Genomic DNA, 26022 nt, shown 5'->3' with positions numbered 1-26022 from the left:
GCCCTCAGTAACGGTAACGGGAGATCGCACCGACCATCTTCTCGGCCAGCGCGTTCAGATCGGATGCGGACGACGCCGTAACGCGCGCGCTCGCCGTAGTCTCCTCGGTCATCGTCGCGATGCGTTCCACCTGCTGCGCGATCGAGGTGCTGGCTGCACTCTGCTCGCGGATTGCGTCCGTGATGTCGCTGACCATTTCGACCGCCTGATCCGACGAACCGCGAATCGTGCGAATCGCCTCGCCGGCGGCCACCGCTTCGCTCGCCCCTTCCTTCACCGTGGCGACGGTGCGCTGCATGCGCTGCACCACCTGCTGCGCACCCGACTGGATGCGCGCCACCATCTCGGTGATCTCGCTGGTCGACTTGGCCGTGCGCTCGGCCAGACCACGCACCTCGTCCGCCACCACGGCGAAGCCGCGACCCTGTTCGCCCGCCCGTGCGGCTTCGATTGCCGCATTGAGCGCGAGCAGATTGGTCTGCTCCGCCACATCGCGGATAACGCCCACCACCGAAGAGATCCGCGCCGTCTCGCCTTGCAGGGCGTCCAGGCTTGCTGCGGTCTGGTCGACTTCATTTGCAATGGTGCCAAAGCGCTGAACCGTCGCTCCGACGACCGCTTCACCCGAACCCGCGCTGCGGCTCGCATCGGCGGACAGCGCAGCGGCGTCCTGCGCACGTTCGGCGACATGGTTGATGCTGACGGTCACCTCCTCCACCGCCGCAGCCATTGCCGACGCCGAATCGGCCTGCACGCCAGCGCCGTGGGCCAGCTGCTGCGAGGTCTTTTCCATGCCGCGTGCCGCCTCACCAACACGCTTCGCGCTCTGAGCCAGTTCGGCGAACGAGGCTTGCACTGATTCCACCATCGTATTGAACGCCGTCACGGTCTGGCCGATCTCGTCGCGCCCGCGCGACGGGATGCGTCGCGTGAAGTCCAAGGAGCTGCCAATCTCGACCACGGTATTGCGCAGCGTGGTGAGCGGTCGGGTTATCGAGGTGGCAAGCAGCCAGCCAAGGATCACCATGCCCACGACCACCAGCGCGATCAGCCCAGCCAGCACACCAAAGGCGGTCTTGTACGTCGCGGCAGAGGCTTCGCGGGTGCGGCTGACGCGCTCGGAAGCTTCCTTCGCGAGCGTGCCGAGGATCTCGTTGCTGAGGACGGCGGCGTCTTCGATGAAGGGGCTTACCGCCAGTTCCATCGCCGCTTCGGTCTGGTTCTGGCGCGACCGTGTCAGCGCGGTTTCGCACACCAGCAGGTAGGCCGCGACGGTCTTGCGGAATTCCGTGACGCGTGCACGCGCGGTGGCGTCTTCGAGCCGGTTCTCAAAGCGCTGGATGTCCTGCTCCAGCGCCGCGCCCTTGGTCTTGAGTTCGCTGTCGAGCGCAGCCTTGCGCTGCAGATCGGGGTCTGCAATATGCCGGAAGATCAGCGTACGCAGTTCGTGGTAGCGGGTTTCGAAGCCTTTGACGGCTTCCAGCGCCGGCACTTCCTGTTCGGTGACCTGTCGCACCGAAGCGTTCAGTCGCCCCAGTTGCACCAAGCCGATTGCGCCCACCACGAGCAGCGCAAGAATGGCCCCGCCGATCAGACTGGCGAGCCGGGTCGTAATGGTCATGAAGATCTCCCCCGAGTCGACCTACCCGCTTCGCTACGCCTGCGGCGCGCAAAGGGCAACGTCGCAACTCAAGGGATTACGGCATCAGAGGCAGGCGACTTGAGCGTCGCCCGCTCACGCCTCGCAATATTGCGATCAAACGTCGCCGATGAAGTCGCGTTTACCGATTGCCAGGCCCGCGTGCCGAAGCAGGTCGTAGGCCGTGGTGTAGTGGAAATAGAAGTTCGGCAGCGCAAAATCGACGAGGTAGGTTGCGCCGTCCATGCGCAGTGTGCGTTCGCGCAGCGGAATCACGACGGTGCGCGTGTCGGCACCGACGAAGTCCGCCTGCGACAGCCCGCGCAGGAAACCCATGGTTTTGTTCACGCGCACGCGCAGATCCTCGAAGGTCTGCTCGTCGTCTTCGTACTTCGGCACCTCGACACCGGCGAGCCGCGCGCCTGCGCCCTTGGCGAAGTCACAGGCGATCTGAACCTGACGCTTGAAGTCGAACATGTCCGGGGCAAGACGTGCGCCAAGGAGTTCTTGCGGGTCGACCGCGTGCTCGGCGCAGTGCGCGAGGGCGCGGTTGAGCAAGGCGTCAATGTGTTCGAGATGACGCTGGAAGGTGCCAACCGAAAGCCGATAGAGATCAATGGACATGGCGAGATTCCCCCTTGAATGTGGTCAGACCCTACTGTGAATCGTCTTCGCTGAGTGCGCGTGGCAGGTCTTCAAGCTGTACCTGTTCGATTCGCGTGAAGTGGCCGGAGATCTTCTTGCTTGACGTATGAACGTCCTGAACATCTTCGTGCGCCTGGCGAATATGCGTGGCGAGCTTCTGCATGCGCTCGTCGAAACGGGTGAAGTCCTTGGCGAGCTTGCCGAGCGCATCCTTGATCACATGGATCTGTTTGCGCGTCTCGACGTCCTTGAGCACGGCGCGCGCTGTATTCAGAACGGCCATCAGCGTGGTCGGCGAAACGATCCACACGCGGCGCGCGAGCGCAAACTGGACGACCTCCGGGTGATAGGCGTGGATCTCGGCGAACACCGCCTCGGCCGGCACGAACATGACCGCTCCATCGGAGGTTTCACCTGGAATGATGTACTTCGACGCAATCGCCTCAACGTGGCGCTTCACATCGGCACGGAAGGCCGTCTGGGCTGACTTGCGTTCGACATCACCGACGTCGGTGTCGAACATGCGGTGGTAGTTCTCGAGCGGGAACTTGGCATCCACTGCCACGCGGCCGGTCGGCTCCGGCAGGTTAAGCACGCAGTCGGCCCGTACGCCGCTGGCAAGCTGGACCTGGAAGGCATAACCATCGGGCGGCAGCGCGTTCTTCACCAATGCCTCGAGCTGCACCTCGCCAAACGCGCCACGCGATCGTTTGTCGCCCAACAACTCCTGCAAGCTGACCACATTGGTGGTGAGGCCATCGATCTTCTTCTGTGCCTCATCGATCGTCGCAAGGCGGGCCATCACGCTGGCGAAGGTCTCGTTGGTCTTCTTGAAGCCCTCGTCGAGGCGCTGGTGCACCACGCCGGTGATCGCATCCAGTCGCTCGCTCAGCACCCGCATCAGCGCCTCGTTGCTGGTCGCCATCTGCAGTGAGGCTGCCTTGAGGCCTTCCTGCAACAACTCGCGATCGGCGCGCGCCTGCTCCGCCACGCTCTTGAGCATCGCCTCGGTCAGCTGTCCTCGCAGTTGCTCGTGCCGTGTTGCCGTCGCCTGAGTCAACTCGGCAAGGCGGGCGGCAAGGTCTTCGCGTTGCAGCGCCCCACCCTGCTCCACAGTGCGCCGCGTATCGGCCACCGCATCGCCCGTGGCACGCAGGGCTTCGAACACCTGCGATCGAAGCCGCTCGGCGGTTTCGACCTGCGTACCGGCAAGCCTTTCGACTTGGCGCTCGAAACCCGCCGCGAGATCGGTCTCGGTCAAACGCAGCGCCTGTACCAATGTGCTTTCAAGGCGCTGGATACGCGCCTCAGCACTCTGTTCAGCGGCAGCCAGTGCCGCGCGGATCGTCAGCGCCAGCCAAGCGACGGCAGCAAGCGTCAGCATGGCGGCGAGCAAGGGCAGGAATTCGGTCATCGGCACTCCGGTTTCAACCCCAAGAGTATAGCCGGCAGCGCCCTTGCTCCCTCGGGCGCAGGAGCCCAGATCAGATGGCGCTAAAGCTCACGGTTCAAAGCTCCGTTAGCAGGACATGGCATCCCGCGAATCCGTCGCCCCCACCGCACCGCCGCCGCGCAGCACCTCGGCCTGGCGATGGCTGAGTGCGCTCGCGCAGGCTTTGATTGTTGTACTGATTGGCGAGACCGGCGTGCAACTGGAACTCGCACGTCAAACCGAAGAGCAGCGCGCGCTGGTGCTCGCCTACGTCGCCGGGGTGCGTGCACGGCTTGAGACGGAGCTCAATTCGACCCTGTACCTGTCCTCAGGGCTTGTCGCGTTCGCCAGCGCCCGCGCAGACCTTCTCGACGTCGCACATGTGACCGACCTGTTGTCGGCGCTCTACAAGACGGGCCGCAATGTCCGCAACATCGTGATCGCGCCGGACAACCGCGTGAAGTGGGTCTATCCGCTTGCCGGCAATGAGCGCGTAATCGGCCTCTATTACCCGAACAATCCGCAGCAGTGGCCGGCGGTGGAGCGTGCAATCAAGCGGCGCGGCACCATTGTCGCCGGCCCCGTTGACCTGGTGCAGGGCGGGCGCGGACTCGTTTCGCGCACCCCGATCTTCCGATCCAACGGCGAATACTGGGGCCTGCTGAGTCTTGTGATCGACTGGGACTCACTGCAAAAGACGGCAGGCCTGGAAGCGGAATCCTCCGAGTATCGGCTGGCGATCCGAGGCAAGGACGCCGAAGGGGCGCGCGGTGCGGTGTTCTTCGGCAGCGAGCAAGTGTTTGCCATGCGGCCAGTGGAATCCCAACTCGAACTGCCCGGCGGTAGCTGGACGATCGCCGCGATCCCCGCCGGAGGCTGGACAACACCGTCAATACGAATCCAGGCGCTGCGCCTGCTTTACTGCGTGATCGCGGCGATGATCGGCTCGCTGGCATATCGATTGATGCAGGAGAAGCACGAGCGCGAGCTGGCGCGTGACGAACTCGCGCGTCTGAACAACGAACTCGAAGCCCACATCAACGCGCGGACGGCCGAGCTGCGCAGCGCGAACGACGAGCTCGCCCGAATGGTGCAGACGCTGCGCAAAACCCAGAGCGACCTGGTGCGCAGCGAAAAGCTCGCCGCCCTCGGCGCGCTCGTTGCAGGCATCGCGCACGAACTCAACACCCCGGTCGGCAACAGCCTGCTTGCGGCAAGTACCTTGATGGAGAAGCTGCGACAACTCACAAAGGGCGACGCCAACCTGAAGCGCTCGGAGTGGACTGCAGCGCTGGCACAGATGCATGAGGCCAGCGACATCATCCAGCGCAGCCTCGGGCGGGCCAGCGAGCTGATCAGCAGCTTCAAGCAGGTTGCGACCGACCGCACCACCGCGCAGCGGCGACGCTTCACACTTGCCGGTGCCATCCACGACCTCGTCGTGACCCTCCAGCCGAGCTTGCGGCGTTCGGGCGTCAGCATCGATGAGGCCGAGATTCCGGACATCAAGCTGGACAGCTACCCCGGCCCGCTCGATCAGGTATTGATGAACCTGATCCAGAACGCGGTGCTGCACGCCTATCCGAGCGGAGGGCCGGGCCGCATTCGCCTGTCGGCCACGTTGGACGGCGCTTGGGTCTGCATCGCCGTCGAGGATTTCGGCTGCGGGATTGCGCCAGAGAACCTGTCGCGCGTGTTTGACCCCTTCTTCACGACGCGCCTTGGCCAAGGCGGCACCGGCCTGGGCCTCCACATCGTGCACAACATCGTCACCGGCACCCTTGGTGGCGAAATCGACGTGAAGTCCGAGCCCGGTCGCGGCAGCTGCTTCACGATTCGGCTACCGCTGCACGCACCGATTCAGCCGGACGACCCGTCAGACCACGCAGCCCATTAGTTCGACCCTTGTTCGCGCCGCGCACTGCGCGTCGCCGCATTCATACACGGACACGCGATAGCGCCACCACTCACGCCTCTGCCGAGCACTGAAGCAGCGTGGCGAGCACGAAACGCCCTCTTCCACGGCTACTCCTTGCCCGCACTTCCGTCGGCAAAGCGCGGTTGGCGACGAAACAAAACGGCCACCTCAGCGCGCACTACTCCGAAACAGCGCCAGGCAGGCGCCGCCGGTTGTTCACGCCAAGGCGCGCAGGCTGGCAAGCGGCGGTGTGCGGAGCACGCGGCGCGTGCCAGCCCACCCTGCAACAACCACCGCCACCACCGCCACCGCAGCAGCGGCCGCAAACGCACCAAGGCTGGGGGCATAGGCAAACTGGAACACCTGTGTCGCAAGCGCCCAGCCAACACCCAGCGCACCGCAACACCCCAGCAAGGCAGCGACCAGACCGAGCGCCGCGAACTCGGCCAGCAGTGCAGATCGCAATTGGCCATCTCGAGCCCCCAGTGTGCGCAGGATCGCCAGCTCATGCGCACGCTCGTCATGCGTGGCCTGCAAGGCCGCCGCCATGACGATCAGGCCGGCGACCAGTGCGAGCCCGAACACCAGCTTGACCGCACCAATCAACGTATCCGTCGTCTGCTGCATCTGGCCAAGAATGGCGCTGGTATCGATGATCGTGAGGTTCGGATAGTCACGCACCAGCGCGGTTGTCAGCGCGTTGTGCTGTGGCGGCAGGTAAAAGCTGGTGATGTAGCTTGTCGGTTGTCCGGCCAGCAAACCAGGGGAGCCGATCACGAAAAAGTTAACGCGCATCGAATCCCACTCCAGCGCGCGCAGACTGGTGACCGGCGCTTCGACCGGCGTGCCAGCAATATCGAATCGCAAACGATCACCGATCTTGAGCCCCAGCGTCTTTGCGATGCCCAGCTCAACCGAGAACTCCGGTTTTTCGGTATTGCCATGCCACACGCCGGCCACCACGCGGTTGCCCTCTTGCATGCGCGCACTGTGGCTCAAATTGAACTCGCGCTCGGCGAGCCGCTGTGCGCGGCCATCTTCATACGCGCCGGGGTCGACCGCACGGCCGTTGATGGTGACCAAACGACCGCGGATCATCGGCATCAGATCGGGTGGCGCGAGCCCAACGCTTTCAAAGCGCTGTCGGATGCCATCGAGTTGCTCGGGCTGGATATTGATGATGAAGCGATTCGGCGCGTCCGGCGGCAGCTTCCGACGCCAGCCGTCGAGCAGATCACCATGCCCGACTGAAAGCAGCAGCATCGCCGTTACACCAAGCGCGAGCGACACCGCCTGCACGGTTGCACCGAGCGAACGGCGGCCAAGCGAGGCCAGCCCATACCGCCATCCGCCGCCCGCAGCGCCGGTGAGGCGCCGGGTACGCGCGAAGAGCCCGATCGCCAGGCGTGCAACAAGCCCATACCCGAGGAGCGCCACTGCAAACCCACCTGCCACCCATGCCCCCAAACGCCAGTCACGCGCCACCCATAGCATCAGCGCAGTCAGGGCCAGGCCCGCAGCGAGCCAAGCAAGGCTGCCTGTTGCTTCAAAGCTCGCCCATTCGCGTCGCAGAACGCGCAGCGTGGACACCCGCCCCAGTCGCAGCAATTGGGGCATCGAGAAACCAAGCAGCAAGACGAGGCTGGCCACCATGCCCTGCAACGCAGGCCACACGGAGGGCAGAGGTAGGTCCGTGGCAATCAGCGTGCTGAGCGCCACGGCCAGAAGCAGATGAGCCAGCAAGCCCAGCACCGCCCCAAGGACGGCGGCGAGCATACCCAGCAGCACAAATTCCGACAGAAACACGCTGAGCAGAGTCCGCTGCGTTGCACCGAAGCACCGCATGACGGCGCATCCATCCACATGACGCAGTACGAAGCGGCGCGTCGCGAGCCCGACTGCAACAGCCGACAACACCACCGCAAGCAAGGCTGCAAGTGACAGGAAGCGATGCGCGCGTTCAAGCATCTCACGCAACTCCGGACGCGCATTGGCGATCGATTCGATCGATTCCCCGCGAGTCAGCCGCGACTTGCTGGCTCGTTCAAACGCTGCGACCGTCGGAGCGTCGCCCGCCACATGCAATCGGTAAGTCACGCGGCTACCCGGCTGTACAAGGCCGCTAGCCGGTACATCGTCGAGGTTCATCATCAAGCGCGGCGCAAGCGCAAAGAAGTTGGTGCCGCGGTCCGGTTCATAGCTCAAGATCGCGGCCACGCGCAGCTTCAGAAGGCCAACGCCAACCTCATCCCCGACACGCACACCGAGTGCCGCGATCAGGCGTTCATCCAGCCATGCCTCGCCGCGGGCTGGCCCTGTCGTGACCGGGCGCTCTGGCGCAGCCATGTCCGCACGCACGCGCAGGCCACCTCGCAAAGGGTAGTCCGCGCTCGCTGCCTTGACGCCTGCGAGCTGCGCCTGTTCGGCCGTGCTAACCATGCTCGAGAACAGCCAGGTTTGCGCCTGTCGCAAACCCCTGGCGTGCGCATCGTTGGTGAACACCGGCGGCAGCGGGTGATCCGCCACCAGCAGCATGTCACCGCCCAGCAACTGGTTGGCATCGCGATCCAGCGCTCGGCCGACCCGATCGGTCAGGAACGCTACGCTGGTGAGGCTGGCAACCGCAAGGACCAGCGCGACGAGCAACAGGTTCAGTTCACCCGCACGCAGGTCACGGCGAAGCGTGTTCAACGCTAGTCGCAAAAATGCCATTGGTATTTCCGGTTAAACAACAAAGTTTCTGAAAGCGGCGTGGCGATTAGGTTCCAGACATCGTGACGAAGATCACTCGCGTCGATCCGTTTCACGGTTTTTAACAAGCCTCGCGGCACAGGGTTTCTTTAGGCTACACAGCAGCAGAGCCGATGCTTTGCTGCGTACGCAGATACCGCCCCCCCGCCTCGTGCGAACGGTCTCGGCGCACGCGACACCAAACCGAGGAAAGACATCATGCACAAAAAGATCGCCGCCGGGCTGCTCGCCCTGTCGGCTGGCGCCGCGGGCACAGCCGCGGCCGCGCCGATCAGCAGTTTGATCGGCACCACCACTACGCCGCAGGTCCAGATGGGCCCAGAGTGGTTCAGCCGCTTCGATGCGTCGCTGATCACCAGCAGCCAGTTCAATGCGCTCAAGACAAGCCCGGCAGCACCGCTGGGGCTGTTCGCTACGTCCGAAAAGGTGCGCGTCACCTATGTCGGCACGGGCGCTGCGCGGGACTCCAATCTCTTCCTGGCAAGCGATGGCGGCGGTTTCGACACCGCCGCGTTCTGGAATCCGATCTACGCCAGCGGTGGCACCAACAACCTGAGCATCTACAACCCGGTCAACAGTTCCAACCAACTGTTCCAGACTCGTGCCGGTTGTTCCTATCAGACCGCCAAGGCCGGTAACACCTGCCTTGCGACGCAGATCGGCATGTCGCGCGACATCACCGGTCTGACGGTCGGCAGCCAGCTGGTGTTCGGCCTGCAGACCCAACGCCTCGTCTACGACGGCATCAACCTGCCGAACGTCGAGTACTTCTTCACCGGCCCGGGCAGCACCAATGACGACCCGCGCGGTTGGAACGACGACGCGATCCATGCCCGCGCGTTCGCGCTGGATATCGGCGACGACCGCCTGCTGGTCGGCTTCGAAGACACCTGGCTCGGCGCCGGCAGCAAGAGCGATCGCGACTTCAACGACATGGTCTTCATCTTTGAGGGCGTCGCTGTCGAGCACCCGAATCCGGTCCCAGCGCCCTCAACAGCGGCTCTGCTCGCGTTGGGCCTTGGCCTGATGGGTTGGCGCAGCCGCACGCAACTGCGCCGCTAGACGCCTTCCGGCGCGATCGCGCCTTGATCCGACCCGGATCAAGGCGCAGTCAGCGCGTTGTCGGGAAAATCCGCCAGATGGATGCACCCGACAACGCCTCACCCTTCGGCAAACGCCGCTACAACGCCTACAACGACTGGATCGCTCGCACCCACGGCGGTCGCATCCAGAAAGTGTCCGTCTCAGCCGGATTTACCTGCCCCAATCGCGATGGCACCGTCGGCACCGGAGGCTGCAGTTTCTGCAACAACGCCGGCTTCACGCCAGGCTACCTTGATGCGCGCGCCGACATCCACGCACAGATCGACACTGGCATCGGCTTCCTGAGCCGTCGTTATCCAAACACGCGCCGCTACCTCGCTTACTTCCAGACCTACAGCAACACCTACGGCGAACTCGCGCGCTTGCGGGCCTGCTATGAGGCTGCTTTGGCGCACCCCGCGATCGGCGGTCTGGCGATTGGCACCCGGCCGGACTGCCTCTCCGATGCCGTACTCGACTACCTGGCCGAACTCGCCGAGCAAACGCAGATCGAGCTTGAGATCGGCATCGAATCGACCTCCGATTCGGCACTCACGCGCGTCAATCGCGGGCACGATTTCGCTTGCAGCGTCGATGCCATTCAGCGCACCGCCGCGCGAGGGCTGTTCATCACCGGGCACCTGATATTCGGCCTGCCGGGTGAGTCGCGCGAAGACATGCTCACCGGCGCATCCCGCCTTTCGGCACTACCGCTCCACGCGATCAAATTCCATCAACTCCAGTTGGTGCGCGGCACCGCTCTGGCCCGCGAATGGCAATCGGATCCAGCCAAGGTCCCCCTGTTCGGCGAGGACGAGTATCTGGCCTTGCTCGCTGACTTCGTCGAACGCCTGGCGCCACGAATCCTGATCCAGCGACTCGGAAGCGAAGTACCGCCGCGCTTGAAGCTCGCGCCGCACTGGAACCTGCGTCTGTCGGAACTGGCGCCACGACTGGAAGCCCTGCTCACCGAACGCGGCACCCATCAAGGCGTCCGCTATCACGAAATGTGAATTCGGTAAAAAACCACAAAAACCGACAAGACGCTCCTGCAAAGCCCCCTTAGCGTAGCGCCCACACGCAGAAGCGCGCCCGCCCGAAGGCGGCAGCGACGCCAGGGAGGCTCGGGCATCTCAGCCCGGATCCACATCAATCAGGAGCAACAAACCCATGCGCAGCACCCTGTTCAAGCAGATCCCGATCGCCGTCGCACTCTCGCTCGCCCTCGGCGCTTGCGGCGGCGGTGGCGGCGGTAGCGACACCACCACCCCGACGACGCCGACTACCCCGACCACACCGACCGACGGCGCGATCACCATTTCGGCCGCCGCAGCCAGCGCCGACAGCCGCCTCGCATGCTTCAAAGGCACTGCCAGCGCTGAGTGCGGACTTCGCGTCTACCAGATCATGGTGGAGTCCTTTGTCGACGGTGATTCAAGCGCGGACTACAACGCCGGCTACGGCTCCAGCCACCACAAGGGCGATCTGCAGGGCATCATCAATTCGCTCGACTACATCAAGAGCACCGGCTCGAACGCGATTTGGCTGACGCCGATTTTCGAATCGATCCCCAAGGCGGGTCAGGACATCTGGGCGACGCGCCTCGACGCAACGGGCTACTTCACCAGCAACTACTTCAAGGTGGACCCGAAGTTCGGCACGCTCGACCAAGCCAAAACGCTCGTGGCCGAGGCCCACAAACGCGGCCTGTATGTGTTCTTCGACGGCGTCTTCGGGCACCACAAGGACAACGTGGTCGCCTCGCCGACCGGCAAGACTCCGACCGGCAACGCGAACCCGGTCAGCTATCCCGGCAGTTACGATTTCTATGCCGAGGTTGCGACCTACTGGATCAAGGAACTGAAGATCGACGGCTGGCGTCTTGACCAGGCCTATCAGGTACCGGTCGATCAGTGGGCCAAGCTGCGCGCGGCGGTCCAGCAGGCTTCGGCGAGCGTCACTTACACCAACGCGTCCGGCGCCACGGTCAACCCGCTGGGCTACATGGTCGGTGAAATCTGGCAGGGCGAGAGCCAGATCACTGCCAGCGGCTACGGCAGCGCGGCAGCGCCTGGCCTGCTCTCGAACTTCGACTTCCCGAGCCGCTACCGCGTCGTGCAAACGCTGGCAGTCGAAGAAAGCGGCACGGGCAAGAAGCCGGCAAGCACGCTGAAAGAGGTCTACTCAACGGTGCAGGCGGCCTACCCCGACCATGCCATGCCGAACCTGATGCTGACCAACCACGACCTGGTCCGCTTCGGTGATCTGCTGCAGCGTGGCGGCATCGCCCAGCCGTCGGACGACGCATACTGGAATCGTCACAAGCTGGCGTTCTCGTTCATGGCTGCATACAGCGGCCCGATCACGCTGTACTACGGCGACGAAATCGGTCAGGAAGTCGCTGGCTTCGCGGCGAAGCAACCCGATTCCACCTGTGCCGCAATGGGTCTCTGCGACGACCACGTCAGCCGTGACAGCGCCGTCATAGATGGCGTGGCAACCACCGTGGGTGGCTCGGTCGGTGCACTCAACGCGCGCCAAAGCGATCTGAAGAGCTACGTTTCAAAGCTTTGGGCGCTGCGCGACAGCAACCCGGCGCTCGCCTTCGGTTCGCGCACCCATATCTACGCCGACAGCACGCTGTACGTCGATCGCAAGGACGCCGGCGCCAACCGTGTCCTGGTGATCCTCAACACGGGCAGCAGCGAAGCCACGATCAAGCTCGACAGCAAGGCCATCAGCGGTGTGACAACCGATCTGAGCGACCTGCTCGCGAGCAGCACGATCAGCGCAGCGGACGGGATCTATACGATCAAGGTGCCGGCACTCAGCGCCCGTTTCCTGAAGTTCTGATCCGCCAAGGCAATCGACAGAAGGGCCGGAGTAATCCGGCCCTTTTTTGTTCACACGTGCAACGCGAGATGCCTGCGCTCCCACGCGCCAACCTCGCCCATGAAGGCATCGAGCTCAGTTTGCTTGACGCCGCAGTACGCCCGCAGAAATCCGGCGCCGAGCATCTCCGCGGCCGGCACGCTGCCGCGCAACTGCTGCAGCGCAGCCTCCATGCCCAGCGGGAGTTCGCGCGGGAAGGCATAGCCGGAACGCGCGCCGATCGACTCACGACGCGTCAAACCCTCCTCGATCCCGCGTAGCCCACAGGCGAGCGAAGCGGCAATGACGAGATAGGGGTTTGCGTCGCTCCCCGCGAGGCGGTTCTCGACCCGCCTCGCCACCGGCGCTGCGCTGGGAACACGCAAGGCCACGGTACGGTTGTCCTCGGCCCACTCCAGATTTACGGGCGCTTGGGATCCGTTGACGTAACGTCGCCACGAATTGATGAACGGCGCGAACACCAGCATCAGATCTGGCAGGTAGCGCTGCAGGCCACCCATGAAAGCGCGAAATGCGTCGCTGTCCGAACCGTCACTCGCTGCAAAGATGTTGTTGCCCGCCGAGTCGACAACGCTCTGATGCAGATGCATCGAGCTACCTGGCTGACCGCCCAACGGCTTGGCCATGAAGACCGCAAGCAAGCCGTGGCGCGCAGCCACTTCCCGCAGGGCCATCTTGAAATAGATCACCTGATCGGCGAGATCCATCGGATCGCCATGCAGCAGATTGATCTCATACTGAGACGCCCCCACCTCATGCAGCCAGGTATCCGTGCGCACCCCCAGCCCATCCAATGTGGCAGCAAGTTCGTCCCAGAAGGCGGCGTGCTCGTTGGCCGCGTCAAGGCTGTAACCGGCGGGCGTTTGTTCAGTCACGCCGCCGCGTCCGCGCGGTGCCTCAAAACCACGCTCGACACGATCATTGCGGTCGAACAGGTAGAACTCGATTTCCGGCGCTACCACGGCTTGCAAGCCAAGCTGCCGGTATGCCTCCAGCACACGCCGCAGTACGGCTCGCGACGCGAAATCCGACGCACGACCATCGCCGTGGACAGCGTCGTGGATCGCGATCGCACGGTTCGGCCGCCAGGGCAGCACGCGCAGACTGCGCGGGTCGGCGATTAGCCGGATGTCCTGATCCGCGTCGCCAGTGATGTCGTCATCCGGATAGTTGCCGTCGATCGTATGCAGGCCGATTGCTTCCGCAATGCGCAGTTCTGCGCCATTTCGGAAATCGCGCAGGGGCCGGATCTTGCCTCTCGGCACCGCGTTCACATCGGGAAACATGCAGGCAACGTCCCGCACCGCGGCAAGGTCGATCGTTCGGGTCTGGTAGGACATGGCAGCGGCCTCAATCGATGCGTCGGCGAATAAAACGCGACAGCCTACGCGCCAATCGACCGGGTCGCGAGAGCCAATTGCGCGCACGCCGACACACCACCGCGCCGTCAGAAACGACCGCTACAAAGAAAAACGGCCGGGATATCCCGGCCGTTTCTGGCAATCAGCGTGCGATCAGTCGAACTTGCGACGCGGGCGCTCGGCACCGAAGGGCTTGCTATCGCCCCAGGACTTGCGCGGTGCATCCGGACGGCGGTCGGCAAAGCTGCGCTCGCCGCTCGGGCGAGCTTCGCGTTGCGGACGATCGCCGTAGGGCGCGGCATCGCGCGCCGGACGATCACCAAAGCTACGCGGCGCCTCGTCACGACGGAAGCCTTCACGCTTCGGGTAGCCGTCACGATTGCCGAAGCCTTCGCGGCTGGCCGGGCGTTCGCTGTTGCCGAAGCCTTCGCGATTGCCGAAGCTCTCGCCGCGCGGCGCGCGGTCGCCAAAGCTGCGCGGCTCGCTCGCGAACGGACGACGGTCGCCAAAGCTACGCTCACCCTGCGGACGGCGGTCACCAAAGCTGCGCTCGCCCTGCGGACGACGATCACCGAAGTTGCGATCGCCGAACGGGCGGCCTTCACGGCGCTCGCCTTGCGGGCGACGCTCATCCCACTTGCGCGGCGCCGGGCGACGACCGTCACCACGGGCACCCGGCTTGAACTCGGCAACCATGCCTTCGACTTCGGTGATCTTCACCGGGCGGCCGATGAAGCGCTCGATGCCGCGCAGTGCGCCCACATCGTCGCGACCAACAAAGGACACCGCGGTACCCGTGGCGCCGGCGCGGCCAGTACGGCCGATACGGTGCACATAGTCTTCAGCGAACTTCGGCAAATCGAAGTTGAACACATGGGTGATTGCCGGCACATCGATGCCGCGGGCGGCGACATCGGTTGCCACCAGCACGCGCACTTCACCGCGACGCAGCTGGTTGAGCATGCGGGTACGTTGGCGCTGCTGCAGGTCGCCGTGCAAGGCAGCCGTGGCATGGCCTTCAGCATCCAGCGCGGCGGCAAGTTCGTCCGCGCTACGCTTGGTCGAGGTGAACACGACGGCTTGGCCGCTGGCTTCGCCGTTGAGCCAATGGCTCAGCAGGCGGCGCTTATGGCCGAAGTTGTCGACGAAAACGATCTGCTGGTCGATTGCATCGGTGCGCGCGACTTCGGCCTTCACTTCGATCGTCTGCGGATTCTTCTGCAGTTGCGACGACAACGACAGCACGGTACGGGACATCGTGGCGGTAAAGCACACGGTCTGGCGATCGGTCGGCAGCTTGGCGGCAATCGCCATCACGTCGTCCGAGAAGCCCATGTCGAGCATGCGGTCAGCTTCATCGAGCACGAACACTTCGAGGCGCGAGAAGTCCAGACGGCCCGATTGCATCTGGTCCATCAAGCGACCCGGCGTCGCAACGAGGATCTCGTGCGGCGTCGAGATGGCGCGGTTCTGTTCGCGGTACGACTCGCCACCGGTCACGCAGATCGTCTTGACACGATTGAGCTGGCGCGAAAACTGTTTTGCAGCGTTGGCAACCTGTTGCGCGAGTTCGCGGGTCGGCGTCAGGACCAGGATGCGCGGACCGATGCTCTTGGTCTTCGGCGCTTCGGTCAGGCGGGCCAGGGCGGGAAGCAGGAAAGCGGCAGTCTTGCCGGTTCCGGTCGGCGCGGACGCAATCAGGTCGGCGCCTTGCAGCAGCATCGGGATTGCTTTCTGCTGCACGGGGGTCGGTTGAGTCAGGCCTTGCGAGGCAAGGGTGGACTCGAGGGTTTGGCCAAGGCCAAGGTCGGCGAAGCCGATATCGGACATTCAATTCTCCAGTTCGGACAAACAAAAGCCGCCTCGGCGCATGAATCGAACATTCGATTCAGTGGCGCAGAGCCAATGAGGGCTTGCCAGGTGGCAACCCGGGATGGCGCATCGCAATAAACATCGATGCCAACCGGGTATGTCGAACGGGAGAGTCCGGAAACGACGGGAAGCTGGAAATCGATGCGTGCCGGAGGTGAAACTAACCGGCAGCCGAGACGAAGGGGCGGATTATGCCACGGTGCGCAGGAAACACCAGCGTTATTTTGCTCAGCAGCGATTCAGACCTTCAGCTACCGCGCAATCGACCAGTCTGGCCTGCGCGCAAACCACGGATACTCGGCCCTTCGAGTTCGCGCTCGCCGCGCATGAACACGTTGTCGCGCACCATCGCGAAGCCGAGCGCGTTTGCAAGGCTGGTCATCGGGAGATTTGAAGCCAAACAACACAAGCGCACCCGCCGCGCGCCCTGCGCAGCGAGCATGCGGAGCATCCGCTCGCCAAGTCGCCGCGCAAAGCCGTTGCGCTGCGCGCGCGGCAGCACGGAGAAACTCAACTCCCATGCACCGTCCCACTCCGGTGCCGCTTGGGCCAGGGCGACCAGATCGCCATCGGGCGAAACCATGCCGCAAAAAAGATCGCTGGAGAAATCGAGATCTTCTGCAAATCGCAGCAGGGTGGCGTCCGGAAGGATGTGCCCGAAACGCTTGTAGCGCGCGCCCGCCGGCAGCGACAACCAGTGCCGCGCGATCGCTTCGGTGTCAGCGTCGGAGAGGCGTCGCAGTTCCCATTCCCGGCGCGGAGGCGTTTGGCTCGGCCAACTCATGATGCTGCGCATGATCCACCAAAATGCAGAGCGCGACCACCTCGCCGCGCACCGCCGCTGACGCGGATCAGTTTGACCGTGCAAAGTGTTCCGGACGCCGCCGCACACACTGTCGCCGAAACGATCACTGCACCGGCCGCAAAGCCCTAAGCTTGGCCAAACAACGCCCAGAACCAACGGAGTCACCCGATGCAGCCAAGCAACTCGACCGCTTCAACACGCGAAGTGGACCGCTTGCTCACGCATTACGGCGAAAGCCACCGTAACCCGATCAACGAACGGATCCACCTGGTCTGCATCCCGCTCATCCTCGCCAGCCTGGTTGGGCTGATGTGGGCAGGCAGCCCGTGGCTTGCGATCGGTTTCATCGGAGCAAGCCTGGTGTACTACGCCCGGCTATCGGTGCCCTTCCTGGTGGCGATGGCACTTGTCAGCGCCATCGTACTCGGGCTCGTGATCGCACTGGGCGAACATCTGCTGCCGGTCTCGCTGGGGGTGTTCGTACTCGCCTGGATCGGCCAATTCATTGGTCACCGCATCGAGGGCAAGAAGCCGTCGTTCTTCGAGGATCTGCGCTATCTGTGGGTTGGGCCGCTCTTCTGCCTGAGCTTCGCGTTCCGCGCCCTGGGGCTGCGCTGGTAAGCGTTGATCCACAGAATATGTGCGTGGCCCTGTGGATAAGCACTGCAACACTGCGCCAAGCGTTTGAAGCAAATGGGTTTTGCCGACTTGCTCAAGAATGAGGCAGGCAGTCAGGCCTCCGCCGTCTCGCGCGAAATCTGCGCCAGCCAGTCGTCATAGTCACGCGCAACCCAGCGCGCGCCAGCGGTGGCAGCGTCGCTTGCCGACAAACCGGTGAGCATGGCGGCAACCGGGCAACCCGCCGCCACCCCCGCCTGGATGCCAAGACGCGAGTCCTCGTGAACCAAGGCGTCGGTCGCAGCCACCCCAAGGCGCAAACAGGCTTCGATGAACGGGTCGGGATGCGGTTTGCCGCGCTCCACATCCTCAGCCCCGAGCGTGAGCGGAAACGCACCTTCCAGACCGAGCTCCGCGAGCGTGAAGTCGATGTTGATACGGGGGGCGTTGGTCACCAACGCAGCCGGAATGCCCTGCTCGGACAACCAGCGCAAATAGCGCGACAGTCCTGGCAGCGCGGTCATGCGGCCACGCGCGATCGCATGAAAGCGGCGCTCCTTGTCGTCGTGCAGGCGTTGCGCTTCGTCGCCAACCACGTCGCGCCCAAGTACCGCGCGCACCACATCGATCGTCCGCCCCGGCACGAGGCGCGGATCGCCAGGTGCCAGCCCGCCACCGGCATGCGCTCGGGCGAAGGCGTCCCACGCGGCGTCGTGAAACGCTGTGCTGTCTGTGATCGTGCCATCCATATCGAACAACACCGCCTTAAAGGGGAAGTGCATACCGTCTCCATTCAGCTCGCAATCTGCCAACGTACCGCGTTCTCGCGGTCGGCTGCCAGTTGATCAAGCAAGGCTTCACGCGATTGGCCGACGTCGTGCCAGAAGAAGGCATCAAGCGAACGCAGCGCATCGAAGTGTTGATCGACCGCATCAAGCAGCCAGTCAGTACGTGCCAGCGTGCGGCGCGTGCAAGTCTGCCCCCGCAGATCGTCGTCCAGGTCCAGGCGATGGGAACGCCAGCCCTCGGCAAGGTAGAGCGCAGCCGGATCCTCCCGCAGCGCACGCGTCCACCGGCCGATGATTGCGGTGAACTGATCAATCACGGCGCTGCTCGCGTTCATTGCGCGAAGCCCACTGACCAAGCGTTCATAGGCTGAGAGCGCAATCCGCTTCTCGAGCACGAAGTCCTTAAGGGCAGCATCCTGCCCTTGCGCCTTCTCCTGCTCCAACAAGACCGCGAAGTAGTTGCGTGTTTCGAAGCGCTCGGCCGGATGAAAGAGGAGCGCTTCAAGCCCGTTCGAATTGAAGTCGACCCGCGGGTCGAAGCGATACATGTAGCCAAAGTCGAACATCCACAGTCGCGTGCCGTCGTCGACCAGATTCCCCGGCGATACGTCCCACTCGAAGAAGCCGCGCAGGTACAGATCGACAAGCAAGTCGAACAGACTCGACAGCGTCCGCTCGTCCCAACGTTTCGCAATCTCACCCTCGATCCACGGTGACACGATCAAGCCCTTTCGGAACGAGGCGTAGCGCGTCCGCACCACGCCGGGCGGGCAGTCGTTACCAAGGGCTTCGAGTTCGCAGCGACGCTGAACTTCGTTGAGAAAGGACGTCTGACCATCCGGGTTCTGCACCAGGCTGGAACTGCGGGCGCGCTTGATGTTCCAGTCACCGTGTGAGGTGCGAAGTCGGTACACGAATCCGGTCAGGCCGCCGGTGTGCGCCTCCACCACGTCGGGGTGAGTCTCGTCGAGGGCAAGCAACTGATCGAGCGGCAAGGGCAAGGTGCTCGCGTCGCCCAAACCGATTTCCTCGTTGCTCGCAGCAAAGGCCAGTTGCGCGGCCTGACGTGCTTCATCACGGGTCATGATTGCTCCAGATCTGTGTTGCGGTTTCCCTATGGCAACCATGCTCCGCTTGCGCAGAAATGAAGTCGTCAAACCCTGAGGTTGATTGTCGCGGTACGATGCTCGGATGCAGATGGATACCCTCCACCCACCGGCACCCTACCGCCCCGACATGCCGCGCCCGCGCGTATCGGCAGCCCTGCAAGCGGCACTGCAGCGACCGCTGGTGACCGTGCTGGCACCCGGCGGTTACGGTAAGACCTGTGCCTTGCGCGGCTTCTGGCACGACTGGCATGGTTCGCGCGCCTGGATTACGGCCAGGCGCGAAGCGGCAGGATTCCTGAAGGCCATGCGCGGCGCCATTGACGCCCTTGGCGACGATGGCCTGCTGGTCGTCGACGCAATCGACGCGCTTGATCCCCAAGGCGCTGACACGCTGGCAACGCTGGTCGATAGCCTGCCCCGCACGGCCAGGCTGGTCCTCGCCGGCCGAAGTGCGGGCTCGCTTCCGGTTTCGCTGTGGCGATCGCAAGGGCGGCTTTCTGCCCTCAATGCGCACCACCTGGCCCTTTCGCCTGACGAATGGCGTAGCGCCGGGCTGGAAGGCGACGCTGACACCTGGGCGGGCTGGTGGGGCGCCCGGCAGGCGACGGTACACCCGGACGCCGCCTGGGACGACGAGTTGGCGCAATGGCTGGATCTAGCCTGGCTCAACGACTTGAGCGATGCGCAGATTGCCACCCTCGGCCGTGCCGCCCTGCTGCCGGAATCGCGCCCGGAATGGCTGATGGCGCTCGGCATCGGCGCCAAGCCACAAGCCGACGCGGCAATGCTTCAGGTGGCCACGCTGGCCGGGCCGCTCTGCAACGCAGGCGGCGGCGTCCGGCTTGCTGCGCGCTTCCGCCCCTATCTCGTTGCTGCTTGGCGTGCGCGAGAACCCGAGGCCTGGCGCGCCGCGCTCGACAACGGCAGCGCTGCGCTGCTCGCACGCGGCGAGCACGCCCCCGCCGCCATGCTGGCGCTCGATGCGGGCGATCCGTCGCTGTGTCTGAGCGTCATCGAAGCGGCGGGCTGGCGCATGCTGTTCGATCGCAACCGCGACCTGCTGCGAACCCTGCTCGACGCGACCGCCACCGAGACCGAGCACACGCCTCGCGCGTTGCTGGACGCAGCGTGGAAGGTAGAAGTCAGCAAGTTGCCGCACGAGGCCGACGCACAAGTCAGCCGACTGTGCGAGCACCCTGACGCTGCGATTGCCGCACCAGCACGCGCGCTCGCAGCGTCGATCTCGTTCCAGTACGACGGCTTCGCCTGTGCGGCCGGCCATGCCGATGCGGCGTTGAAGGCTTTGCATGAGGATCTCCACCCCAGCTTCGCCCTGGCCGAATACGTCGCGGCTGGCTGCGCGTTGGCGCTGGGCGACCTGGAACATGCGCAACACGCACTCACCCACATGCAGGCATGTGCTGATCGCGACCGACTCGACTGGCTGCAATTCGAAGCACTGCACCGCCGCGCAGCCTTGATGCTTGAGCGCGGCGACCTCGACACGGCGATGCGCTGGTCGATCGAGCGCCGCAAACGGGTGCGGATTGCGGGACTCGAATCCGCTGCCGCGCTGGACCCGAGCGTGCGCCTTGAAGCCACAATCCACCTGCGTCGCCTCGACACGTCGTCCGCACGGCGCCTGCTGCAAGCGGGCACCGACGCCGCGTGCACATACGGTGAATACTGGAGCTTCACCTACGGCACGTTGCAGACGATCAGCTCCTTGATCGAGGGGCGCAGCGACGAAGCGGCTGAAGGCGTCACCTGGCTTGAAGGGCAGCTCGCGGAGCGCTTCCTGTGCCTGAAATGGCGTGCCGAGGCGATGTTGCCGCGCATCTGGCTACGCGCGCGTGAGGCGGACCGGGAACGTCTGCTTGAGATCGCCGCCCGCGCCGAAGCCGAACCCTGGCCCGAGTGCCTCTACCGCGACCGGCGCGACCTGCTCTGCGCGGCTGCACGCCTCCTCGCGGGCGAAACACTGGATACCGGCGCACTGGCCGAGCGCGTCAATCGACTCAAACAAGGCGGCGCAGCAGACCTGGCGACCTTGGGCCATCGCCTGATGGCGCTGCAATCCGGCGACAACGCCGCCTTGCTGCGCGCCGTCCGCCAGGCCGCTGCACATAATGACCGCCTCGATTGGCTTTGGCTCGCACCGCGCGCGCTCGGCCCGCTTGAAGCGCTCTTGGGCGATACCTCGCTCGCCGCTGACACGCTGACGCGCAACTTTCTGCGCGAGCTGGTGCAACGGCTGCTGGAGCGGCGACGCGACGCCCGGCCGCAAGAAGACGCCGAGGCCAGCACGGACGCCCCACCGCCCGCTGGGCTGACCGCCAAGGAGTGGCAGATTCTTCAGTTGATCGGCGAGCAGCTCACCAACGAGCAGATTGCCACCCGGCTGCACGTCTCCCTTGCAACGGTGAAGACGCATATCAATCACGTCTACTCCAAGCTGGGCATCCGTACGCGCACTGAAGCGGTTCACCGCGCGCGGACGCTCTGAGGCGGATCGCGATAGCCACGCAGCGTGGCGCGCGCTAGCATCGTCGTCACTCGCAGTCGCGATACCGCGCGCATAAGATCGGCGCACCGAGCGAATCAGGAGGAGCACATGGCTGGCGCACGCACCCCGGGCCCCGCAGGCATCGGCAGCAACACCCCGCTCGCCGACGATGGCACGCTTGCTTTGATGGAAACGCCCCCACCGGGGCCCACCACAGCACCTGAGGCCCCTGTCACCGCGCCGGCTGCCATCAGCCCCGCCACCACGGCGACCAGCCGCGTCAACATCGATGACATGATCAAGCATCTGGACGCGCACGCCCACGCGACCAGCCAGGGGCAATGCGCAAAGTACGTACGGCTGGCGATTGAAGCCGGCGGTATCACGATCGATCCGCCACGCCCGGTCTATGCGAAGGACTACGGTGCGAAACTGGCGTCGCTAGGATTTACCAAGGTTGAAACCGAGGGCTATACCCCACAGAAGGGTGACGTGGTCGTGATTCAGCCGCCCGCAGGGCAGACCGCCGGCCATATCCAGATCTACAACGGTACGACCTGGGTATCGGATTTCGTGCAGGGAACCGGGATCTATCCCGGCCCCGCTTATCGCAAAGAAAAGGCTGCGTATGAAATCTATCGTCCGTAACGCCCTGCGGTGTGCCGCGCTGGCGCTCTCGCTGAGCGGCACGGTCGCCGTCGCCGACGGCGGCACGGCGATGATGACCGACCCCCTGCTGGGCCTGTCTTTCAGTCCGGACACCGTTCGCTTCCCAACCTGGCAGGACAGCCATGCGACCCGCCGGGATCTGGGCAGCGGTCGAAAATGGGTGTTTGGCTGCGCGCAATCTGGCGATGCCAGCACCTGCGTGATTGCGGGTATGCGCACAGTCAAAAGCGATGGCGGTGGTGAAGCGGTGAGCGAGCCTGACTTCGGCGCCGTCGTCTATCGCCGCGGGACCATGCAACAAGTGCTTGGCACGCCCGATCGCATGTTCGACGCAAAACCGATCGTGTCGGAACACGTCCGCAAGGCCTTGCTCAACGATGCCGTTGCCCGCTATATCCGCGCGTTTGGCGGACAGCAGGCGCTGCAGGCGCAGATCAATGCGCAGGGGCTCACGCGTGAGGCACTGCCCGCCCCCACGGCCGAAGCGCTGCAAGCCGGCGGTATCACCGTACCGGCCGAGACCCCTCGTTAGAAGCCAATCGCTAACAAAGCCGCAGCGGCCAGCACCGTCGCGGCGGCAGGCACGCCGTAGCAGATCGCGCGCGCGACACCGCCCGCATGAATGCCGAAGTCGTGCAGGCTGTGGAAGATGCGATGTCCGGCGTGCCACAGGAACAACGACACCACAAGGAACAGGAGCCCCTTTCCGAACCAGAGCTGTGCCAGCGCATGCGCCCGCTCGTAACGCAGCGCATCCGGCGCGATCATCAGCCCAAGCGGCACTGCCAGCCCAGTGATGATGACCAACGCCGGGCCAACCAAGGCCGAGAACATGCCCCCTGCCCCGAACAGCAGCCAGAAGATGGGTTCATTGCTGCGCTTGGTCATTGCAGGACTCCCCAGGCAAGCCCGATTACCAATGCACTCGCGATCATCGCGGCCAGCAAACCGCCACCGGTAATCGCGCCTGCGGACAGGCGTTTGCCCCCCACCACAACCGGCGGCAAGGTCTTGGGCATGATCTTGAACCAGGTGTAGCTGTGGTAACACATCGCCAGCAGCATCACGCCATGCGCGACGATCGACCACGGGCTACGCAACACAGCGAGCCAAAGGTTCCATGCCGCTTCGCCTTGCACAAGGCACAACAACCCGGCCAGCAACACCAACGCATACGCCGCCACAAAGCAGGCCGTCGCCTCATGGATGACGTATTCAACGAAGTACGGATTCTTGCGCCACCACCCCTGCATCGGGCGCTTGTATGGGCGTCGGGCCGTCATTCGCAGTCTCCCTTTGCCTTGGGTCGCACGAAACGCAGGAAGTAGTCCTGCGCCACTTTGGTCTTGTTCACATTGACCGCGTTGGCCGGATCCACGCCCTTCGGGCAGACCTCGGAGCAGTAGCCCACGGCCGTGCAGTTGAACACCCCCTCGTGGCCGTGGATCTCCTGCATCCGCTCGGCTTCCGCACCGTCGCGCGAATCGGTGTTGTAGCGGTGGAGCAAGGCGATGATGCCGGGCCCGAGAAACTTGTCGTTCAGCCCATATTGCGGACAGGCCGCGTAACACAGCATGCAGTTGATGCACGACGAAAACTGTTCATACACATCCAGTTCCGCAGGAGTCTGGATGTATTCGCCCTGCTCCAGCGTGCGTGCTTCCTTGGGGATGATCCAGGGTTTGATGCGTTGGAGCTTTTCAATGAAGTCGTCAGCAACGATCACCAGATCCCGCTCGATCGGGAAGTGAGCCAGCGCCTCGATTCGCACACGGTTTGGGTAGTAGTCGCGCAGGAAGGTCTTGCAGGCGAGCTTCGGCACGCCGTCCACCATCATTCCGCAGCTGCCGCAGATCGCCATGCGACAGGACCAGCGATAGCTGAGCGTGCCGTCCAGCCAGTCCTTGATGTACTGAATGCCCTGCAGTACGGACATGTCATCGGTGAATGGCACCTTGAAGACTTGCGGCACCGGTTTCTCGTCCTGCTCCGGGCGATAACGCAGCACCTCGATCTCGATGATCTTTTGCTGTTCAGACACCGGCAGCACTCCTTTCCTGCTCGACGCGCTCTCCTTCGGCCCCGTACGCGCGTACGCCCGGCGGCAGGTGTGTGATCTTCACCGGCCCATACTCGATTCGCGGCGCCTCGCGCCCGTTGTAGATCGCGAGCGAATGCGCAAGGAAATTGACGTCGTCGCGCGTCTCGTAGCCGTCGAGGCGTTGGTGGGCCCCGCGCGACTCGCGCCGCTCCAGTGCCGAATGTGCCATCGCCTGCGCCACTTCGAGCTGGTAGCCCAACTCGATTGCGAGCAACCATTCGGAATTCCAGACCCGGGATCTGTCATCGAGCTTCACGCGGCGGAAGCGCTCACGCAGCTCGGCAAGTTTGTCGCAGGTGGCCTGCATCTCGTTACCGAGTCGGTAAATGCCGCAGCCCTGCTCCATGGTCTGCGCCATTTCGGTTCGCAGGGTGGCGATCCGTTCGTTCCCCTCGTTGTCGACAAAAGCCCTTACACGGCCTTCGACATCGGATGCCTGCTCGGCAAGGTGATTGCGCCGCAAGGGCGCCGAGTCTTGCGCGAATCGCGCTGCGGATTCGCCGGCGACCTTGCCGAATACGCAGAGCTCGGCCAGGGAATTTGAACCGAGCCGGTTCGCGCCGTGGATGCCGACGCTGGAGCACTCACCCGCAGCGAACAAGCCCCGCAACGGCGCCGCGCACGCGCCATCAACCAGAATGCCCCCCATCGTGTAGTGCACTGCCGGCCGAACCGGGATCGGCGCCTTGGCCGGATCAATGCCGAGGAACTCTTCGGCCAGCTCACAGATCTGCGGCAGGCGCTCGCGCAGCTTCTTCTCGCCCAGGTGACGCAAGTCCAGATTGACGACGGAGCCGTGCGGCCCATCAATCGTTCTACCCTTGCGTTCTTCATGCCAGAAAGCTTGTGACAGCCTGTCGCGTGGCCCGAGCTCCATCGCCTTCTTGCGCGGCCAGGGATCGGCTGGGCCGAGACCATAGTCCTGCAGATAGCGGTAGCCATCCCGATTGGTCAGGATGCCGCCCTCACCGCGGCAGCCTTCGGTAAACAGCAGCCCGGTGCCCGGCATACAGGTCGGGTGGTATTGCATGAACTCCATGTCGCGCAGCGGCACGCCGTGGCGATAGGCCAGCGCCATACCGTCGCCGGTGACGATACCGCCATTGGTGTTCTGGCGAAACACGCGGCCCGCCCCGCCGGTTGCCAACACGACTGACGGCGCCTGTATCTGCACCAGTTCGCCGCTCGCGATCTGGATGGCGACCACCCCACCGCAACGGCCCTCATCGACGAGCAGGTCGGCGCAGAAATACTCGTCGAAACGCTTGATCGACGGGTACTTCATCGAGGTCTGGAACAAGGTGTGCAGCATGTGGAAGCCGGTCTTGTCGGCAGCGAACCAGGTACGCTCGATCTTCATGCCGCCAAAGGCGCGCACGTTGATATGGCCGTCGTCCTTGCGGCTCCAAGGGCAGCCCCAGTGCTCCATCTGCACCATCTCTTCGGCGCAGTGTGCGACGAAGTAGTCGACCACGTCCTGCTCGCAGAGCCAATCGCCGCCAGCAACGGTATCGTGGAAATGGTGTTCGAGACTGTCGTGCGCCTGGACCACCGCCGCTGAACCACCTTCGGCGGCCACGGTGTGGCTGCGCATCGGGTAGACCTTGGAGACCAGCGCGACCCGCAGGCGCGGGTCCAGCTCGGCGACCGCGATTGCGGCCCTCAGACCGGCACCGCCGGCGCCGACGATGACGACATCGGCCTGATAAGTCTGCATGCCCAGCCCTTTCCTGTGGCGTCGCAGGTGGGCACCGAAACACTCACCGGCGGCAGGGAGCCCCAGTGTGCGCGCCGCGGCAGCGCTATCTTTTCGTCTGGATCAAATACGGTTGT

General features: G+C 64.2%; 21 protein-coding genes. 8 read left to right on the top strand and 13 right to left on the bottom strand.

Annotated elements, in window-relative coordinates; translation table 11 throughout:
* Positions 1–4 precede the first annotated feature (4 nt).
* The 3 genes from HH302_RS05505 to HH302_RS05495 all read right to left on the bottom strand — a co-directional run bounded on the left by HH302_RS05505 (position 5) and on the right by HH302_RS05495 (position 3698).
* The gene (locus HH302_RS05505; RefSeq protein WP_172199286.1) at positions 5–1621 is read right to left on the bottom strand and encodes a methyl-accepting chemotaxis protein; all 1617 of its coding nucleotides are present in this window, start codon (positions 1619–1621) and stop codon (positions 5–7) included.
* Positions 1622–1756: 135 nt separating this feature from the next.
* The gene (locus HH302_RS05500; RefSeq protein ID WP_172199283.1) at positions 1757–2263 is read right to left on the bottom strand and encodes a DUF1993 family protein; all 507 of its coding nucleotides are present in this window, start codon (positions 2261–2263) and stop codon (positions 1757–1759) included.
* 31 nt (positions 2264–2294) lie between these two features.
* The gene (locus HH302_RS05495; RefSeq protein ID WP_172199280.1) at positions 2295–3698 is read right to left on the bottom strand and encodes a DNA recombination protein RmuC; all 1404 of its coding nucleotides are present in this window, start codon (positions 3696–3698) and stop codon (positions 2295–2297) included.
* A 115-nt stretch (positions 3699–3813) separates the two neighbouring features.
* Between HH302_RS05495 and HH302_RS05490 the strand changes: the two genes are divergently transcribed.
* Complete coding sequence (locus tag HH302_RS05490) at positions 3814–5613, top strand: ATP-binding protein (protein ID WP_172199277.1); 1800 nt, start codon at positions 3814–3816, stop codon at positions 5611–5613.
* 237 nt (positions 5614–5850) lie between these two features.
* On the opposite strand, the gene HH302_RS05485 is transcribed toward HH302_RS05490, so the two are convergent.
* Positions 5851–8346: an ABC transporter permease gene (locus HH302_RS05485; RefSeq protein WP_172199274.1), complete on the bottom strand. Its 2496-nt coding sequence runs from the start codon at positions 8344–8346 to the stop codon at positions 5851–5853.
* A 237-nt stretch (positions 8347–8583) separates the two neighbouring features.
* Between HH302_RS05485 and HH302_RS05480 the strand changes: the two genes are divergently transcribed.
* The 3 genes from HH302_RS05480 (at position 8584) to HH302_RS05470 (ending at position 12321) form a co-directional block, all read left to right on the top strand.
* Positions 8584–9447 (top strand): PEP-CTERM sorting domain-containing protein, encoded by an 864-nt coding sequence (locus tag HH302_RS05480; protein ID WP_172199271.1) that lies wholly within the window; start codon positions 8584–8586, stop codon positions 9445–9447.
* A 77-nt stretch (positions 9448–9524) separates the two neighbouring features.
* Complete coding sequence (locus HH302_RS05475; protein ID WP_172199268.1) at positions 9525–10481, top strand: TIGR01212 family radical SAM protein; 957 nt, start codon at positions 9525–9527, stop codon at positions 10479–10481.
* A 157-nt stretch (positions 10482–10638) separates the two neighbouring features.
* Entirely contained in the window at positions 10639–12321 is a 1683-nt protein-coding gene (locus tag HH302_RS05470; RefSeq protein ID WP_172199265.1) for an alpha-amylase family protein, read from the top strand.
* Positions 12322–12371: 50 nt separating this feature from the next.
* On the opposite strand, the gene HH302_RS05465 is transcribed toward HH302_RS05470, so the two are convergent.
* The 3 genes from HH302_RS05465 to HH302_RS05455 all read right to left on the bottom strand — a co-directional run bounded on the left by HH302_RS05465 (position 12372) and on the right by HH302_RS05455 (position 16377).
* Positions 12372–13700 (bottom strand): glutamine synthetase family protein, encoded by a 1329-nt coding sequence (locus tag HH302_RS05465; protein WP_172199262.1) that lies wholly within the window; start codon positions 13698–13700, stop codon positions 12372–12374.
* Positions 13701–13874: 174 nt separating this feature from the next.
* Complete coding sequence (locus HH302_RS05460; RefSeq protein WP_172199259.1) at positions 13875–15551, bottom strand: DEAD/DEAH box helicase; 1677 nt, start codon at positions 15549–15551, stop codon at positions 13875–13877.
* 289 nt (positions 15552–15840) lie between these two features.
* Complete coding sequence (locus HH302_RS05455) at positions 15841–16377, bottom strand: GNAT family N-acetyltransferase (RefSeq protein ID WP_172199256.1); 537 nt, start codon at positions 16375–16377, stop codon at positions 15841–15843.
* Positions 16378–16566: 189 nt separating this feature from the next.
* Between HH302_RS05455 and HH302_RS05450 the strand changes: the two genes are divergently transcribed.
* Positions 16567–17019 carry a DUF962 domain-containing protein gene (locus tag HH302_RS05450; protein WP_172199253.1) on the top strand — a complete coding sequence of 151 codons (453 nt, stop codon included), beginning with the start codon at positions 16567–16569 and terminating at the stop codon, positions 17017–17019.
* Between the two features lie 110 nt (positions 17020–17129).
* Here the strand turns inward: HH302_RS05450 and HH302_RS05445 are convergent, their stop codons facing one another.
* Together HH302_RS05445 and HH302_RS05440 are read right to left on the bottom strand one after the other, a co-directional pair.
* The gene (locus HH302_RS05445) at positions 17130–17798 is read right to left on the bottom strand and encodes an HAD family phosphatase (protein ID WP_172199250.1); all 669 of its coding nucleotides are present in this window, start codon (positions 17796–17798) and stop codon (positions 17130–17132) included.
* An 11-nt stretch (positions 17799–17809) separates the two neighbouring features.
* On the bottom strand, positions 17810–18889 hold the full coding sequence (locus tag HH302_RS05440) for a hypothetical protein (protein ID WP_172199247.1): 1080 nt from the start codon (positions 18887–18889) through the stop codon (positions 17810–17812).
* Between the two features lie 112 nt (positions 18890–19001).
* Here HH302_RS05440 and HH302_RS05435 point away from each other — a divergent pair, with 112 nt between their 5' ends.
* The 3 genes from HH302_RS05435 (at position 19002) to HH302_RS05425 (ending at position 22620) form a co-directional block, all read left to right on the top strand.
* Positions 19002–21419 carry a LuxR family transcriptional regulator gene (locus tag HH302_RS05435; RefSeq protein WP_172199244.1) on the top strand — a complete coding sequence of 806 codons (2418 nt, stop codon included), beginning with the start codon at positions 19002–19004 and terminating at the stop codon, positions 21417–21419.
* Between the two features lie 108 nt (positions 21420–21527).
* Positions 21528–22067 (top strand): CHAP domain-containing protein, encoded by a 540-nt coding sequence (locus tag HH302_RS05430; protein WP_216661757.1) that lies wholly within the window; start codon positions 21528–21530, stop codon positions 22065–22067.
* Complete coding sequence (locus HH302_RS05425) at positions 22048–22620, top strand: hypothetical protein (RefSeq protein WP_172199241.1); 573 nt, start codon at positions 22048–22050, stop codon at positions 22618–22620. Before HH302_RS05430 ends, HH302_RS05425 begins: the two co-directional genes overlap by 20 nt.
* Here the strand turns inward: HH302_RS05425 and frdD are convergent.
* Genes frdD through frdA form a run of 4 tightly spaced genes read right to left on the bottom strand, consistent with a single transcriptional unit; the run spans position 22617 to position 25906 of the window.
* The gene (gene frdD, locus HH302_RS05420; protein WP_172199238.1) at positions 22617–22976 is read right to left on the bottom strand and encodes a fumarate reductase subunit FrdD; all 360 of its coding nucleotides are present in this window, start codon (positions 22974–22976) and stop codon (positions 22617–22619) included. The two genes, HH302_RS05425 and frdD, sit on opposite strands and share 4 nt — an antisense overlap.
* Positions 22973–23371: a fumarate reductase subunit C gene (locus tag HH302_RS05415; protein ID WP_172199235.1), complete on the bottom strand. Its 399-nt coding sequence runs from the start codon at positions 23369–23371 to the stop codon at positions 22973–22975. The genes frdD and HH302_RS05415 overlap by 4 nt, the downstream gene beginning before the upstream one ends.
* The gene (locus HH302_RS05410; protein ID WP_206256209.1) at positions 23368–24129 is read right to left on the bottom strand and encodes a succinate dehydrogenase/fumarate reductase iron-sulfur subunit; all 762 of its coding nucleotides are present in this window, start codon (positions 24127–24129) and stop codon (positions 23368–23370) included. The genes HH302_RS05415 and HH302_RS05410 overlap by 4 nt, the downstream gene beginning before the upstream one ends.
* Positions 24122–25906 carry a fumarate reductase (quinol) flavoprotein subunit gene (gene frdA / locus HH302_RS05405; protein ID WP_172199232.1) on the bottom strand — a complete coding sequence of 595 codons (1785 nt, stop codon included), beginning with the start codon at positions 25904–25906 and terminating at the stop codon, positions 24122–24124. Before frdA ends, HH302_RS05410 begins: the two co-directional genes overlap by 8 nt.
* Positions 25907–26022: the final 116 nt, after the last annotated feature.

Source organism: Niveibacterium sp. COAC-50 (assembly GCF_013184235.1).
Lineage (GTDB): Bacteria > Pseudomonadota > Gammaproteobacteria > Burkholderiales > Rhodocyclaceae > Niveibacterium > Niveibacterium microcysteis.
The sequence above is the reverse complement of the archived record's forward strand: the minus strand, read 5'-3'. Positions and strand labels throughout refer to the sequence as shown.